The organism is Lysinibacillus sp. UBA5990, assembly GCF_002429815.1.
GTDB lineage: Bacteria > Bacillota > Bacilli > Bacillales_A > Planococcaceae > Lysinibacillus > Lysinibacillus fusiformis.
Map to the genome: position 1 here is coordinate 111,917 of NZ_DJAY01000011.1, position 13,577 is coordinate 125,493.

12 protein-coding genes and 1 other annotated feature are annotated in these 13,577 nt (G+C 35.9%); of the genes, 7 read left to right on the forward strand and 5 right to left on the reverse strand.

The features are described 5' to 3' along the window. Nucleotides 1–25 precede the first annotated feature (25 nt). Nucleotides 26–3,100, reverse strand: coding sequence for a transglycosylase domain-containing protein (locus tag B3D94_RS08015; RefSeq protein WP_069482354.1), 3,075 nt, complete (start codon nt 3,098–3,100; stop codon nt 26–28). 102 nt (nt 3,101–3,202) lie between these two features. Continuing rightward, nucleotides 3,203–3,411 (forward strand) — a binding site (T-box leader). A gap of 85 nt (nt 3,412–3,496) precedes the next feature. Between B3D94_RS08015 and tyrS the strand changes: the two genes are divergently transcribed. Beyond that, nucleotides 3,497–4,765, forward strand: a complete 1,269-nt coding sequence (gene tyrS / locus B3D94_RS08020; RefSeq protein ID WP_069482353.1) for a tyrosine--tRNA ligase — start codon at nt 3,497–3,499, stop codon at nt 4,763–4,765. A 51-nt stretch (nt 4,766–4,816) separates the two neighbouring features. Here the strand turns inward: tyrS and B3D94_RS08025 are convergent, their stop codons facing one another. Beyond that, a complete protein-coding gene (locus tag B3D94_RS08025) occupies nt 4,817–5,623 on the reverse strand; it encodes a cobalamin-binding protein (RefSeq protein WP_069482352.1) in 807 nt (268 codons plus the stop codon). Between the two features lie 144 nt (nt 5,624–5,767). Continuing rightward, nucleotides 5,768–6,973: an iron-containing alcohol dehydrogenase gene (locus B3D94_RS08030; protein ID WP_069482351.1), complete on the reverse strand. Its 1,206-nt coding sequence runs from the start codon at nt 6,971–6,973 to the stop codon at nt 5,768–5,770. A gap of 545 nt (nt 6,974–7,518) precedes the next feature. Here B3D94_RS08030 and B3D94_RS08035 point away from each other — a divergent pair. From B3D94_RS08035 to B3D94_RS08050, 4 genes are all read left to right on the forward strand, one after another. Beyond that, on the forward strand, nt 7,519–8,067 hold the full coding sequence (locus B3D94_RS08035; RefSeq protein WP_069482350.1) for a MarR family winged helix-turn-helix transcriptional regulator: 549 nt from the start codon (nt 7,519–7,521) through the stop codon (nt 8,065–8,067). A gap of 91 nt (nt 8,068–8,158) precedes the next feature. After that, nucleotides 8,159–9,364, forward strand: a complete 1,206-nt coding sequence (locus tag B3D94_RS08040; RefSeq protein ID WP_291756408.1) for an MFS transporter — start codon at nt 8,159–8,161, stop codon at nt 9,362–9,364. A gap of 719 nt (nt 9,365–10,083) precedes the next feature. Continuing rightward, nucleotides 10,084–10,938, forward strand: coding sequence for a malate synthase (locus tag B3D94_RS08045; RefSeq protein ID WP_069482348.1), 855 nt, complete (start codon nt 10,084–10,086; stop codon nt 10,936–10,938). An 84-nt stretch (nt 10,939–11,022) separates the two neighbouring features. Next, entirely contained in the window at nt 11,023–11,208 is a 186-nt protein-coding gene (locus tag B3D94_RS08050; protein ID WP_069482347.1) for a hypothetical protein, read from the forward strand. A 298-nt stretch (nt 11,209–11,506) separates the two neighbouring features. Here the strand turns inward: B3D94_RS08050 and B3D94_RS08055 are convergent, their stop codons facing one another. Further along, nucleotides 11,507–11,869: a tyrosine-type recombinase/integrase gene (locus B3D94_RS08055; protein ID WP_069482346.1), complete on the reverse strand. Its 363-nt coding sequence runs from the start codon at nt 11,867–11,869 to the stop codon at nt 11,507–11,509. A gap of 177 nt (nt 11,870–12,046) precedes the next feature. Here B3D94_RS08055 and B3D94_RS08060 point away from each other — a divergent pair, with 177 nt between their 5' ends. Together B3D94_RS08060 and B3D94_RS08065 are read left to right on the forward strand one after the other, a co-directional pair. Then, nucleotides 12,047–12,382 (forward strand): DUF1827 family protein, encoded by a 336-nt coding sequence (locus tag B3D94_RS08060; RefSeq protein WP_069482345.1) that lies wholly within the window; start codon nt 12,047–12,049, stop codon nt 12,380–12,382. A 13-nt stretch (nt 12,383–12,395) separates the two neighbouring features. Beyond that, nucleotides 12,396–12,704 carry a hypothetical protein gene (locus tag B3D94_RS08065; RefSeq protein WP_069482344.1) on the forward strand — a complete coding sequence of 103 codons (309 nt, stop codon included), beginning with the start codon at nt 12,396–12,398 and terminating at the stop codon, nt 12,702–12,704. Between the two features lie 35 nt (nt 12,705–12,739). On the opposite strand, the gene B3D94_RS08070 is transcribed toward B3D94_RS08065, so the two are convergent. Next, complete coding sequence (locus tag B3D94_RS08070; RefSeq protein WP_069482343.1) at nt 12,740–13,366, reverse strand: DUF4352 domain-containing protein; 627 nt, start codon at nt 13,364–13,366, stop codon at nt 12,740–12,742. Nucleotides 13,367–13,577 lie beyond the last annotated feature (211 nt).

Genomic DNA, 13,577 nt, shown 5'->3' on the forward strand with positions numbered 1-13,577 from the left:
CTGTTTGACATTGAAACAAAATTGATTATCGGCTTGATGTTTCTGGGGGAGTAGTATTGCTGTTGTCTCCGCCGTTTGAGCCATCTTCCGGTTGGCCTGATTCGTTACCACCAGATCCATTACCATTGTTGGAGCCGTTGCCGTTACCACCGGAACCATTGCCGTTGTTAGAGCCGTTACCATTGCCACCAGATCCATTGTCGTTGTTGGAGCCGTTGCCATTGCCACCAGACCCATTGCCGTTTCCTGATCCATTTCCATTGTTTGAACCGTTCCCATTATTACCAGACCCATTGCCATTTGTAGGCGGTGTTGTCGGTGGAATTGTCTCTTGACCATTATCCTCTGGGTCAGGTTCATCATCACTACCACCAGTAGAGGCTACATTAGAATGTGGTGATGCTAAGCCTGTAATATCTACAGCCACTACAACATAGGCTTGTCCACTAGCAACCGTAATACTTTGTGTAGATTCAAGAACGGACGTTACTAATGTGTTGCCACCATTTGTAACATTATAAATTCGATAACCAACTACATCGTTTGATGACTCCGTCCAAGATAAAGTTGAGCCATTTACGGATGCCGTTACCGCTGCAGGTGCACTTCCATCTGCAGGGAAATCAACTGCTGAAACAGATGAATTTGATAAAGTTGAATTCTTTGGTAATAAACTTGCTGGATTACCGCCAAGACGGCCTAACATGCGTTTAATGAACGCTTGATTAATACCTGCGCCACCTGATTTAACAAATTCTGCTGGTGTACTTGGTAATGCATTATAGGTTTTTCCTTTAATCGTTACAACACTTGAAGCAGCTAAACTATCATCTGGTTGTGTAGGTAAAAATACTTTCGCATTAAATAAGTCTGAACGGACTAAACCTGCGTCTGCACAGGCTGCAGAAGGTGCCATTCCAGAAATACCACAGAACGAAGCGGTCACCACATTTTTAGGTGCCTTAAAGCTTGTTGGTGGATCAATAAACTCAGGAGCCACATCGTAAACGGAATTCATTAAAGTACCCCATAGTTTATTGACACGAACGCTTGGCTGTTGGTACGTATTATTAAATGCGTACAATGTACGAGGTTGGTCGTAACCCATCCAAACACCTAGAGATACATTTGGATTATAACCAACTAACCAAACATCTTTATACTCTTGAGAAGTCCCTGTTTTTGCAGCGAAATCTGAAGAGAATTTTAATGTGTTACGTGCAAGAGTTCCTGTTCCTTTTGTTAACACGTCACGTAGCATATCTGTCACAATATAGGACGTTTCTGGACTGAATACTTGAACCGGCTCTACTTCGTGTTTGTAAATAATATTTCCTTCTTGATCTTCAATTCGATCAATCATATAAGCATCAACGAATTGACCACCATTTGCAAAAGTAGCAAAGGCATTCGTATTCTCTTCTACAGTAGTCCCCTCACTTAAAGCACCGATACCAGTTGCTAGGTTAGTGAAATCATCGGGGTGTAATTTTGTGAACCCCATTTTTACTAATAGATCAGCAGGTCGTTTGTTGATAATATCATTATATAAACGTAACGCTGATATGTTTTGAGAGTCTGCTAAAGCTTCACGCGCGGGAATAAGTCCTCGCTCATCACTAGTAATATAGTTACTTGGGCTCCATGAACCAATTGAGAATTTTACGTCAACGAGCGGGCTACCTGCACCAATTACGCCATACTCAATAGCTGGTGCGTATACAAGTAATGGTTTCATCGTAGAACCATTTGAACGATAAGCTTGTGTTGCGTGGTTAACTTGAGTTGTATTAAAATCTCGACCACCTACAAAACTTAAAATTCGACCCGTCGTATTTTCCATTAAAATACTACCCACTTGTACGGGCATTTCGATATCAATTTCTTCACCAGTTACAGGGTCCTTCCCTTTACCAGTATACGTATGGCCATAATATTGGAAGTCCTTAGCAGCTTTTTGCATGGCATCATACATATCTTTGTTAATGGTTGAATAAATACGATAACCTTTAGAGCGAACATCACGATCTGCTAAGATTTTATATTTATCTTTTAATTTCTTTTCTGTTTTTAATCGCTCTGGGTCAACACCGTCATCTTCTGCGAGTTTTTCTGCAATAATATCTTTTGCGCGACTCTCAAGCTCATATGTAAGCCATGGATAACGATCCTCCGCTCGCATTTCTGGACCACGGAAGTCAGCAGCGATATCATAGTTAAGTGTTTCTTTATATTGGGCATCGTCAATATAACCAGCTTCTTTCATACGATAAAGAACTGTTTTCATCCGATCAATACCTGGTTTTAACGCTTCCTCACTTTTCAGTTCACCCGTATTTGTAAAAGGTGTGTAAGCAAATGGCGCCTGAGGAATACCAGCTATGTAAGCTGCTTGCGCTAGTGATAAATCTTTAGCTTTCACACCAAAGATTCCTTCCGCGGCTGTTTCTACACCTGCAATATTGCGCCCTGAAGAGTTACGACCGTATGGAATAATATTTAAATAAGCCTCTAATATTTCTTCCTTTGTCATAAAATGCTCTAAACGCATAGCAAGTAAAATTTCTTTTGCTTTACGTTCATAGGAAACTTCATTGGTTAATACTTGGTTTTTTATAAGTTGTTGCGTAAGGGTAGAGCCACCTGTCTGTGTAGCAGAATTCGTAACATCTTGTAATAAGCCTCGTATAACCGCTTTTGGTACAATTCCGTTATGTTCACGGAAATATTCATCTTCTGTTGCTAGTACAGCATTAAGAACATCTGGTGCAACATTTTTAAGTGAAGTTTCACGGCGATCTAAATCTGTCCGTAATTTTCCGATATAAATATCGTTGGCAAAATAAATCTCACTTGTTTCTTCATAGCTAAAAATTTGATCTCGCAATTCTTCTTTTGAGCGTAAGGGCTCTTCTTTTACAAGAGAAGCGAAATAACCAGCTCCTACTGAACCGACAAATACAGTGCCAACCAATGCAAAGACTAAAAATAGTAAAAATAAGTTCCAGGTAACGCTACCTGAAATACGTAATTTCTTCATCCATTTTTGTTCAATTAATGTATCGATCTTTGCATTGATTTTTTCAATCCAATCTTTCAATGTATCGACCTCCTAAAATCTTGTTTATTATAGCACATATTGTTTTAGCTCGAACATAGTTATTGACTTTGAAATAGATTCGTATAGAATAATGGTTATAGTTTTCTAGTGATGAAGAGTTTGGAGTAGTTTCTATATTCCCTGTTTAGAGAGCCAGTGGTTGGTGAAAACTGGTCATAATGTAGAGATGAATTACGTGCTTGGAGCTTAGACGTGCGCGCCTGCGATAAAGGCGGTTGAATGAAGTGGAAGGTGGATGACATCTTCAAGCCGGGTGGTACCGCGTTAATTTACAATTTAACGTCCCTGCATGCAATTGTTTGCGTGTAGGGATTTTTTTTATCTCATGAATTTGTCCATACACGTAGCGAATTTCAATCAATAGGAGGAATCATCATGACAAACGAATTATTACAAGATTTAGAATGGCGTGGGCTGCTATATCAACAAACCGATGCTGATGGTATGGCAAAACTATTAGAAGATCAATCCGTCTCTTTATACTGTGGTGTTGATCCAACAGCAGATTCTATGCATATCGGGCATATTGTCCCGCTTTTAACATTACGTCGCTTCCAAAAAGCTGGTCACCGTCCAATTTTACTTGTAGGTGGAGCTACAGGCATGATCGGAGATCCTTCAGGTCGTTCAGAAGAGCGTCAATTACAAACTGTGGAGCAAATCGATAAAAATGTTCAAGGTATCCGCGGTCAACTAGAACGTATTTTTGACTTTGCTGAAGATGGTAATGGTGCTCAGCTTGTGAACAATCGTGACTGGATCGGCAATATAAATACGATTGAATTTTTACGTGATTACGGGAAATTAATTAATGTTAACTACATGTTGGCAAAAGATACAATTGCTTCTCGACTTGATACGGGGATATCTTTCACAGAGTTTGCTTATACATTAATTCAAGGGATTGATTACAATCATTTATACAACTACTACAATTGTCGTATTCAAGTAGGCGGTTCTGACCAATGGGGTAATATTACAACAGGTTTAGAGGTTATTCGTAAAACTCATGAAGAAGAAACTAAAGCCTTTGGCATTACGATTCCATTAGTAACGAAAGCTGATGGTACGAAATTTGGTAAAACAGCTGGTGGTGCTGTTTGGTTAGATGGTAAGAAAACATCTCCATATGAGTTCTACCAATTCTGGATCAATGCTGCTGATGCAGATGTGATCAAATACTTGAAAATATTCACATTCCTTACTCGTGAAGAGATTGAAGCATTAGCTGTTTCTGTAGAGGAAGAGCCACATTTACGTAAGGCTCAAAAAGCCCTTGCTGAGGAAATGACACGATTAATTCATGGTCAAGAAGCGTTAGAGCAAGCTATCCGTATTACGGCAGCTTTATTTTCAGGCGATTTAAAAGCACTTTCTGCTGAAGAAATGAAGGATGCCTTTAAAGATGTTCCTTCTATTGAAATGGCTAAGGAAGATAAAAATATTGTTGACCTTCTAGTGGAAGCTGGCATCTCATCATCGAAACGTCAGGCGCGTGAAGACGTTTCAAACGGTGCAATTAGTGTTAATGGAGAAAAAGTGACGGATTTAGAATATGTATTCAATGCGAAGGATCGTCTAGAGGATGCCTTTAGCATTGTTCGTCGCGGTAAGAAAAAATATCATATGGTGAAGTTTGTGTAATTGTTATGATTAAACAACATCCCCCGACAAAAAAGGGGGATGTTGTTTTTTTTATAATAAAAAACTTGGCAATTCTATCTGTTCATATTGTTGAGGGTGCAATATTTTAGCTAGCTTTATAGCCCCTTCAATAAGACGAGGAGAAGGGCGACAATAAAGCCATTCCTCCATCACATGGAACTGTTCCATTTTCACGGCATGTAGCTCACTAGCATGGGGGCGCTTTAATAAGTTGGTTGGCTGTATACGCTCAAAAGCTACACCTACCCAAGCCATCATGATGTAGTCTGGCTTTCGTTTAACAACATCTGCCCAGTCTGTTTGAACACTGGCTAGTTCGACATCCTGAAATAAATTGACTCCACCTGCAATAGCGCTAATTTCTGTCAGCCAATTTATTTTTCCTGGTGTAAAAATTGGGTTTGGCCACCATTCCCAATAAAGGGTTGGTTTCTTCATGAGGGAGTTTGCAACCGTACGCATTTTGTCAATCGATTGCAAATATTCTTCCGCGATTATTTTAGCACGTTCTTCTACATGACAAGCTCTCCCGAGTGAAAGGAGATCTTGAGCAATTTCCTCTAACGAGTTAGCATTAAAAACAATATGTGGGATATTTCTTCTTTGCAATTCCTCGATGTTTTTCTCCATTCCAGGCACACTTAAAGAAGCAAGAACAAGATCAGGCTGTAAATCCTCTAAATCGTTCATATTAATAGATAAATCTGGGCCAAGCTGTGGCAAATCTTTAACGCTTGATGGCCAATCAGAGAAATCATCCACTCCAACAAGCTGGTCTGTCAATCCTAAATAAGCTACAAGCTCCGTATTACTTGGACATATCGAGATTAAACGCATATTGTTATCTCCTATTCTTTTTAAGAAAAGTATAGCGAGAGTTTGCATTATAAACAATGTGTGTACCTCTTTTTTCATCTTTGTACATAGAAAAAAAGGTGGAGAAAACGCTTTGTTTATCTCCACCTTTTGTTTTTTTATTAATTATGAAAGAGCAACAGCTTCAAGCGATTCCTCTTTTTTCACGATAGGGCCCATTGCATTTGTAATAATTTGTTTAATATCCTCTAGTGTTGCCTTACGAGGATTTGTCTCAGCACATACATCTAACATCGCATTTTTTGCTAAAATTTCAATATCCTCATCTTTTGCACCTAGTTCGCGGAAGCCGCTAGGAATATTTAAATCTTTTGATAGCTTTTCAATCGCTGAAATAGCTTTTTCAGCAGCATCACGCTTACTTAATCCTTCCACATTTTCACCTAATAATTCAGCAATTCGAGCAAAACGCTCAGTACGTGCTGTTACGTTGTAGCGGCAAACATGTGGCAATAAAATAGCATTACATACGCCATGAGGAAGGTTATAGTAGCCACCTAACTGATGAGCAATTGCATGGACATAGCCAAGTGAAGCATTATTAAAGGCCATACCTGCTAAAAATTGTGCATATACCATTTGTTCACGTGCTTCTAAATCAGCTCCATTTGCATAGGCACGTGGTAGGAATTCGGGAACTAGTTGAAGTACCTTCTCAGCACAAGCATCCGTAATTGGTGTTGCATTTGTCGAAACAAATGATTCAATAGCATGTGTCAATGCATCAACACCAGTAGCTGCTGTTAGAGCAGGAGGTAAACCAATCATCAGTTCTGGATCGTTAATCGAAAGTAATGGAGTCACATGTTTATCAACAATGGCCATTTTCACTTTACGTGCTGTATCTGTAATAATGGTGAAACGAGTCATTTCACTAGCAGTACCAGCCGTTGTATTAATAGCAATTAATGGAACAAGTGGATTTTGTGATTTATCAACGCCTTCATAGTCGTGAATGCGTCCACCATTCGAAGCAATAAGTCCAATACCTTTTGCTGCATCATGAGCGCTCCCTCCTCCAAGAGAAACGATTGAATCACAGCCTTCAGCATGGTAAGCTGCAATACCATCTTCAATATTTTGATCTGTTGGATTTGGTTCTGCTTTAGGGAAAATTGCTACATCAATTCCAGCAGCTGTAATGATGTTTGCAATTTGTTCAGAGAGACCTAATTTGTGTAAGCCCTCATCTGTTACGATTAATGTCTTTTTCACTTCTAAATCATTTAAGTGTTTACCAACTTCTTGAATTGCTCCAGGTCCAAATAAGTTTGTTTTCGGCATAACAAATTGCTTTAGAACGTCTGACATACTTCCAACCCCTTTTTAAAAATTATTATTGCTTGAATGATGGTGAACCACCTTTCGGAATTCATCGTATTCTATTTTTTGTTAAAGTTCAACTCGTATTTTTATTAAAATTGTTCGTTTTATCCTTGTTATTATTTTACAAAAAAGTTAGCTTGTTAAAAGGTTCTTTAAAAATAAGTATTGTATAAGAATATTTATTACAATAAGGTTTGGAAAATGTTTTACTATAAAAATAAAATATATTTTTTGGGAAATGGTTCTATTTGAAGTGGTCTAAGAATAGTAAATAACTGATATTTAATTTTTAATATTAAGGTAGTGAATATATTATTTTGAAACTATGTAATTACTATTTTAAAGTACATAAAATTATCACAAAATGAGAGGGGATCATGATCGTTGATTATAATAATTGAGGCATTGTGTTTGCGCTAAAAAACTAGCTGCTATTTTAAAGAAATTTATGGGAATAAAAGAGCTTGCCTTCAATTAAATTTATAGTTAGAATGGTTGATAGTTAGATAATCTAATTAAAAGGTGATTCGATGACAAAACTTAAGAAAACGTACATGAATGAAGATGATTTACCAGCCTTAGGGATAGAGCCGTATCTGGAACTGATTCAGATGTCTTCATCAAATGAAACAAATCATGAAGATGCGAAATTGGGTTTAATGTTGTTATGGTTAAGTGATTATGTTTTAGATGTAACAGACAATGAGTTAGCTCCTTTTGGTATTACAGAAAGTAAATTAGACTTATTGCTATTACTGACATTACATGGAGAGAGACGTGCGACTCCGTCTGCTTTAGCCAAACGACTGGGAATTACGAGAGCATCTGCAACGTCAATGCTCGATTGGTTAGAAAAAAGAAATCTTGTTGTACGAAATCATAGTAAGGATGATCGGAGGAAGATCTATGTAAGTTTAACGGATGAAGGTCGTACTTTTATAGCTGAAGTTTTACCGACATATTGGTCGTCGTGTGCTTCTAATTTAATTGATTTGGAGCCTGATGAACGAAAAGTATTTGAGAAGCTAGTGAGTAAATTATTAACATCAATACAAAGAAAACTAAATGTGGAGCGTTAAACTGTAGCTATGTTGGTACAGTTTAATTTTCAATCATTTAATTAGATTATCTAACTATAAGTTAATCAAACTAAAAAGGGTGAATTATTTAATGAATATTGTAATTTCAGGTAATCGCGCAAATTATGCTTTAATGACAACTATTTTATCCTGGACAGGTATGGTAGTGATGTCGAGTCTCTATTTAACAATACCTCTGATTAGTTTATTCAGTGATTATTTTAATATCTCATTGGCTAAAGCAGGCTTTACATCAAGTGTTTTTTCACTTGGTTTTGCACTAGGTTGTTTTTTCTATGGTGCGATATCAGAAAAATATGGTCGTAAAAATGTCATTGTATTCGGGCTTTTTTCATTAAGCATGATAACGTTACTTCTAGGTTTAGTTAATGATTTTTCTTTTATTCTTTTATTGAGAGGATTACAAGGGCTTGCGGCAGCAACATTTTCACCAGTAGCACTTGCTTATACTCTTGAGATTTTTCCTAATGATCGAAAGGTTGGGGCAATTGGTTTTATCAGTACGGGATTTCTTGTAGCGGGTATAGTTGGGCAGGTGTTTAGTGGATATGTAAGTGACCATAGTCATTGGCACGTCATATTTTATGTGCTTGCTGCGGTGTATCTGATAACTGCTTTGTTGGTTGTGTGGATCTTACCGAAGGGAGTACTTCAGAACGAATCTAAAAATATATGGGCTCCTCTGAAGAGAATCGGTATAATTTTTACTAATAGAAATTTGATATTTAGTTATATCATTGCGTTTGTATTATTAATGTCATTTGTCAGTATGTACATTATTTTAGGTGCATATTTAACGAGTGATTCCTTCGGTATGAAAGGTCAGAACCTCATTTATATTCGTGCCTTTGGGATAGTAGGAATGGTGATGTCACCATTTGCTGGTAAATTAGCGAAGCGTTTTAATGTGTTATTTGTATTAAAAATGGCCTTATGTCTTTCGATTATCTCACTAACCATGATGAGCTTTGTTTCAACTATAGCTGGTTTAACGATCATTAGTATTTTATTTGTCGGTGGGATTGCACTGGCGGTTCCATCATTAGTAACACTTGTTAGTCAGTTAGGCTGGAATATGGGAGGGATTGCAGTCTCTATGTATACAGTCATTTTATTTGCTGGAACAAGTGTTGCACCTTTCATATCTGTTTATTTAATCCAAACTGGTAGCTTTACTGTAGCCTTCCTTCTTCTTGCTGCAACACTTAGTATTGGCTTAGTTTCTGCGCTAATGATTAAAAGTGGAAAAAATGTAGGTTCGAATTATTGTTCATAGGAATTAGGATCATTATGATTAAAGGGTGAAAAAATACCTGAAACCATGATGTATAAATCGAGGTTAACATATAAACATTTACAAATGGGAAGATCCACAGACAGTGCAGTCTAAAAATGGATGTAAACACGTAGGAGAGTATAGGGGGAATGATATTTACAAATAGAAATTTACAGTAGTGTAAACAGACAGACAACAAGTAAATGAGCGGCTATCTAATTTTGAGAAATGTGATAAGCTTGGTTTAAACAAATTCTAACCCTAATTTTTGCAATAGCCTTTTGCAAAATTGGGGTCTTTTTATATGGTACATAATTGTGGAGTCATTTCCTTAGACTATTCGTTTTCTTTTACAGGGAGGTGTTGATCACAAGATACGGGCATTTTCCAGAAGTTTCGGGACTTGTTGGAGGCCTTTATTTTAAAGTGATTCAGAGAATAATTTATAATTTTACCTTATGATAAAATGTATTGTCAATAATAAATTTGTGAAATTTTCAAAAAATGTTATAATAGTCTTATAATTATTTTTTGAAATCGTATTTCCGAAATCCGATGTCCTTTTTTACAGATTGAATTTGGATACTTTTTTAATATCTTTTTTAAGCTAAAGAAAAAATCAAAACAGTTATGTGAGCTTTTAAGGAAGTTAGTTGAATAATTATTAATTTATTATCTAATAGTAACCGAGTTTTTATTCCATAAGGAGGACTAGAATAATGAATCTAATCAATAAGAAAGTTACGCACAAGCGTTTTGGCGTAGGTAGTATCGTTAAGCATAATGATTCTAGTATTGAAATACATTTCGCATCTGAAAATAAAAAGTTTGTTTTCCCTGATGTATTTGGAACGCATCTAAAGCTACATGATAAAAGTGATGCTAAGTCACTTGAAGAGATTATACAAAAAAAGGAAAATGAACGAAAAGAGGAGGAATTGAAGAAGGAAGAGGAAAAAAATCTCCAACGAAAAAAACTGGCACTTCGCTTGGAACATGAAAAACTTATGAAAAACCATAAACTTCATCCCTCATCACAAATGGTTTTTTGGTGTGATACAGAAGAACAGAATACTTCTTTTTCAGAGTGGAAAGTTTTTTCGGGAGTATTAAAAAGTGGTAATAACAAAGGAAAACCAAACAAGCCGAGCCGCTTGCATCCAAATAGCGCTGTGTTATTAACAGCAGTAGATTCCAGCAAGCTTGAAAAAGACAGACGTATCTTAGGTGTCTATATGGTGAAAGAAGATTTTGTTGGTAAAATTTGTGAAGATGGATATATTCCTGCTCATTCAATATACAGAATTCAACTTACAGAACAGGAATCGGATCAGTTACTTTTCTGGAAATATTATTTAAATGAAAAATCTCCTGAAAAAATGACATGGAATACAGGTAAATACCGTTATTTTGAAAATTTATGGATGGCTCAAATTTTACTTGATATTATGTCGTTGAAAAGTGACCCAAATGAACGAGAGCAGGCACAACAATTTTTTCAACATTTTTGTAAAATGAATCAGATATCAGCTCAAGAATTACCAAAACCTAATGGTGCATTAATGCGTATTTAGAAGGAAAAACAATCGATTAAATGCAGTACCAAGAAACAAAATTTAACTATTTTAAAGTTGTACTTAAACAAAAGGATGGATGTAATGAAATATAATAAATCAATTATGCTAAAGCTTATCAATGAACATCGGGCGTTGCATGATGAATTAAAAAAGCTAAAATCTGAAATGGGTTTAGAGAAAAATTTTGCTGTAAAGGCTTTGTACCATTCATTTGTTGCAGAGGATGGGCCTTATATGAAAGAATACCAAGATTTAGAGCGATTATAATTAAAAAATGGTTGGAAAGATAAATTTGTAATCAAGCCATTTATTTTATAGTGAACCCTGAAAGTATGACTTTAACCGGAATGGAGAAATCCATTCTGGTTTTTCTTTTATCGATAAGCGACTGGACTGCAACCAAGGTTACAGGGTTTAAGAATCCGAAGAATTCTACCGTTAAAAAATTAACGAGAGAAGTAATCTACGATTCTATGAAACTAGTGGTATCAAGGCTTTAACCCACTTTTAAAACAAGGTGCCCCCAGTAATGCCCCCAAAGTGCCTCAAAATAAGCAAAAATGCCCTAAAATTTTACAGCTTTACTGAAGATTTCGACCACTTCTAATTTTGCTTCTTCGAGTACATGTGCATACGTTTCCCAAACTACTTTTGGTGTATTACCTAATCGATCAGCTACCACAGTGACATCGACTTTAGCCGAAAGTAATAATAGCGTAGCGTGAGTATGTCTAAACACATGGGGTGTAAATGGAGAAGTTATTCCTGTTCTTTCCTTCACTCGATGAAAAGCATAGTGCAAACTGTTATCGGCAAACGGTTCTTTGGTTTGATAAGAAATAAACACAAAATCATCTTCTTTTAATTTCTGTCCGTTATATAGGAAAAGTTGTTTACACCAGCTCTGATATTTTTTGAGCATTTGCATTATGAGATCACATCAAACAGCAACATTCATTTCAGTAAAATGCTTGGTCCAGATAATGATTTCGTATACCAATATGGCGACAATATTGTTGAACTGTCTAAATCAGTTCATTGCCTAACTACAAACGTTTGTTCTATTTTGAATGCAAACAATCGTTCTGTTAAAGGAGAGGTTAAAATGGCTTTGGTAAATTTTAAAAGTACATTATCAAATAAAAGAAATTTTCAAGAAATAACAAAGGGTAGGCCAGATTTAGTTGAAAAAATATCTAACGCTTTTTTTGATGATGTTATTGTAAGGATATACGAACATAAAGGTACGGTAATTATACATAGTGAAAGTGAAAAGTCAGGCCATGCAAGTGTTTCTAATCCCTATCGGGATATTCAAGAATGGGAAATTGAGTATGCAATTGACCATTTTTTAAAAGAAGAAAATGTAAACCGGTATTTGGATAGAAATAGTGGTGTTATGCATTTAAATTCAAAGGTAAATAATCAAATTAAGAAATAAGGGAGCATTTGTCATGCCAATACTAAACAATAGTTCTGTTCAAATATTATTCGGAAAAGGAGATATATGTGTTAGTGTTAGTTGTAGTAAGGAGAGAGATTCCGGAGCTATTCAATTTACTAAAATTGACCCAGAACCTGTTGGAACGAAATTAGAAGCTACTAAAATGTTAAATTTAAATGATGCTCCTGTTACACTTGGTTTTAATAAAGTCGAGAGTTTAGATGTAGTAATTGAACAATTATTAAAATTACGACATATAATGTCTGGTGAAGGTGAGTACGAATGGACTGCTAGTGGAAGAATTTTAGATAAAAACTAAATATGAACTAAAAAAAGTCACTCATTTGAGTGACTTTAATAATGTCTTAGATTAATCATACCTGTTTCAGTACCGAAAATACCTGTTTGTACTTGCAGTTGTAAATCAGTTGCTTCTGCTACTTCTGGAGCAAGGTCAAATACAACCTTACCTTTAATCTCCATGTCAGGGTTTACTTCTTGTAAGAAGAAGCTATTTTGAATGTTACCATCTTCACCTTGGTTTGCTGACATGCTAGCAACACTATCGGATTCATATGTTTTTTCACCACGTTTTAATTTGAAGAAACTAGCATCAATTGTTACAGCTTTATTTCCATTGTTTTTGTAAGTAACATCTAACACAACATATGTACCACTTGCTTTTGTAGGTAATACAGAGGGCCCTACTTGATCTGTTAAACTAACTCCATTTAGAGTAAACACTGCATCTCCAACTTCTAAAGGAGTATTAATTACAGCAATCTCTTCTTTTTCTTTAGCTTTTTCATCATCTTTTGTTGAATCTTTAGTTTCTGGCGCTTTTGCAGAAGTCTCAACTTTATCTTTAGAATCCTTCTCCTTTGTTGTATCATTGCCTCCTGCCATATTACCAATGGCGCCGATTACAATGATGGCAACAATTAAAATAAACCACCATTTTTTGTAGAAAGGTTTTTTCATGTAAAATAGTCTCCTTTGTATATGTTGATAGTACTATTAGATTATATCAATATTGGAATGCTTTGTCAGTAATAACTGAAATTATGTGTATTAAAAAATCACACATCTGGGTAATGATTTTTTCTGGAATGCCAAAAGTTGCTCTTTTCCAACTTGTTGTTGCAGAAATAATTTTCATTCCTTCCTAATAATATCTTGTTGGTAATACAAT